Source organism: bacterium, from assembly GCA_026398675.1.
In the GTDB taxonomy this organism is placed as follows: Bacteria; RBG-13-66-14; RBG-13-66-14; order RBG-13-66-14; family RBG-13-66-14; genus RBG-13-66-14.
Map to the genome: position 1 here is coordinate 1 of JAPLSK010000136.1, position 2734 is coordinate 2734.

Here is a 2734-nt window from a genome sequence, read left to right on the forward strand (position 1 = left end):
AGTACCCGTCGTAGAAGGTCATGAGCTGAGCGGAGTCAATGGAGTAAAAGCGCAGCTCGGCGGAGTCGGCCAGCCGGCTGGTGTACGACAGGGCGATGACCTCGCCGGTGGGCTGCACCCCGTCCACCTGCGGCAGTTGGAGATGGGGGGTGGTGAGGCGCGTGGCGTTGTCGCGGGCCGAGCCGTAGGAGTCCCAGGTGTCGGCGAAGCGGGCCGCCGCGTCGCGGTAAATCTCCAGGGTCTCCTTGGGGGAATCCATGAAGACCTCGATGTAGCCGGCCCGGGCGATGGCGACGTTGTAGGAGGACTGGCAGTCGGGCCAGCGCTCGAGCATCCGCGCCCAGCGCTGGTCGGCCTTCGCCAGAATCGCGGCGTTCTCGTCGTGCCGCTCGGCCATCAGCGTGCGCCACTCGGGCAGCTTCGGCGGCGTCTCCGGGTACTCCAGGCTGTAAACCGCCGCGAGCTCCCGATTACCCATGGCGAAGTACGCCTCCTGGGCGATTTCCGGCGAGCAGTCCAGGTCCACGACCCGCTCGTACTTCTCCCACCACCAGGCCTCGGCGTCGAAGCCCTCCACGTAGGAGCCGTCCTCGTTCATCATGTACAGGCCGGCGATTTCCATGTAGAGCCGCGCCAGGCGGTCCACGCACTCCTGGTCGTAGGGCGCGTCGAGCTTGCCCTTGATCTTCTCCATGACCGCCGCCGCGTCCAGCTTGAGCTGCTGGATCATGTAGGAGGACTGGTAGTAGGCCAGCTCGGGGTTGCCCCACCAGTAGAGGTTCTCGGAGATTTTGAGCATGGCCAGGGCGCCCCAGTAGGTGTCCGGGAAGTCCTTGGCCAGCCGCAGGAAGTACTCCGAGGTTTGCGCGTAGTCGTAGAGGAACTCCGCGGAGAGCGCCGCCTTGTAGAGCGCCAGCGGCAGGTACTCGCTCCCCGGGTACTCGGAGATGAGCTTCTCGTAGTCTTCAAGGGCCAGGTTGAAGCTCTTGTCCTCGAAGTGTTTCTCGGCTTCATCGAAGATGGAGCGTTCTCCGGCCCAGGCGCCGCCCGTTAAGAGCATAATGATGAGCGGCAATAGGAACAACCGTCGTCCCATCGGTCCTCCTCATAAGGGGAATTGTATTAATACGCTGTAACCTGGCAACCGGTTGCACGACCGGGAACCCGATCCGGGGTGGCCGGAGCGGGGGCCGCGTGGTAAGCTTGGTGTCGGTAACGAATTTTAAAGTATAGCACAAGCGGGTTGTGGGGATGCTTTTGCGGGGAAAAGGCGTGGTGGTTGGGCTCTCGGGGGGGGTGGACTCCGCAGTGGCGGCGGCGCGCCTGGTGGAGGCCGGCGCACGCGTGGCCGCCGTAACCCTCCTGACCGCCGACGAGTCCGATTGCCCACCCGGAGTCCGGACCGCCTGCTGCACCCGGGCCGAGGCCGACGCCGCCCTCGCCGTCGCGGAGCGCCTGGGCATCCGCCACTACCGCTACGACGAGCGGGACCGCTTCCGCCGGGAGATTCTCGCCGAGTCGGTGCGGGTGGTCAGCCGGGGAGGCACCCCCAGCGTCTGCCCGCTGTGCAACGCCCGCCACAAGCTCCGCGTCCTGGCCGAGAAGGCGCGGGTCCTGGGCCTCGAGCACATCGCCACCGGCCACTACGCCCGCCTGGAGCGCAGGCTCGGGCGGATGAGGCTGCTGCGCGGCGCGGTCCGCGAGCAGGACCAGAGCTACTTCCTCCACGCCGTCCCCCTCGAGCTGCGGGAAATTCTCATCCTGCCCCTGGGGGAAGTGGACAAGACGACGGTGCGCGCCGAGGCGCTCCGCCGGGGCCTGGACGTCCACGACAAGCCGGCCAGCCAGGACCTCTGCCCGGCGCTGGCGCGGGGGCTGGAATCGGCGCTCAAAACCGCCGCCCCGGAGATGACCCGACCAGGGCCTATCCTGGACCACCACGGCCGCGAGCGCGGGACGCACGACGGCCTCTTCCGCTACACCATCGGCCAACGGCACGGATTGGGGCTGGGCGGGGGGACCGGCGAGCCGCTGTACGTCATCGGAAAAGATTTTCCGAACCGGGCGCTCTTAGTCGGCCCCGAGGATAAGCTCTGGAGCCAGGAGATGACGGTGGAGCTCGAGGGCCCCGTCGCCGACCCGCTCCCGTCGGGGCTCGATTGTCAGCCGCGGCGCAACCACCCGGGAGCGCCGGTCGAGCTTACCTGGCGCGAGGGAGATACCGTCGGGGTCCGCTTCCTCGCGCCGCAAAGGGCGCTCACGCCGGGGCAGGCGGCGGTTTTCTACCTGGGGGAGGAGGTGGTGGCCGGCGGCGTCATCTGGCCTCCCCGTTCGCGATAACGTAGGGACGGGTCTCCTGACCCGCCCGCGATTCCATCCCACCGCCGCGGGCCGACCTGAAGGTCGGCCCCTACGAGGGTGAAGCGCAATCCAATCGACTCCCGTAGGGCGGGGATTCCCATCCCCGCCGCCGTGCCCTCAAATGTAGGGTGGGGATTTTAATCCCCGCCGCTTCTACCCCTCACCCCAACCCTCCCCCCAAAGGGGGGAGGGGGTACAAGGCGGCCCTCCCCCCCCATCCCCGTGCCTCGCGGTTTGCGATGCCGTAGGGGCGGGTCTCCTGACCCGCCCGCGCTTCCACCCAACCTCCGTGCCCTCAAATGTAGGGCGGTGATTTTAATCCCCGCCGCTTCTACCCCTCACCCCATCCCTCCCCCCAAAGGGGGGAGGGGGT

At 67.7% G+C, this 2734-nt stretch carries 2 protein-coding genes; one reads left to right on the top strand and one right to left on the bottom strand.

The genetic code is table 11. The features are described from left to right. Nucleotides 1–1096: hypothetical protein (locus NTW26_03435; GenBank protein ID MCX7021326.1), on the bottom strand; the 1096-nt coding region annotated here is incomplete at its 3' end. 176 nt (nucleotides 1097–1272) lie between these two features. Between NTW26_03435 and mnmA the strand changes: the two genes are divergently transcribed. Continuing rightward, nucleotides 1273–2340 (top strand): tRNA 2-thiouridine(34) synthase MnmA, encoded by a 1068-nt coding sequence (gene mnmA / locus NTW26_03440; GenBank protein ID MCX7021327.1) that lies wholly within the window; start codon nucleotides 1273–1275, stop codon nucleotides 2338–2340. The last annotated feature ends 394 nt before the right edge of the window (nucleotides 2341–2734 follow it).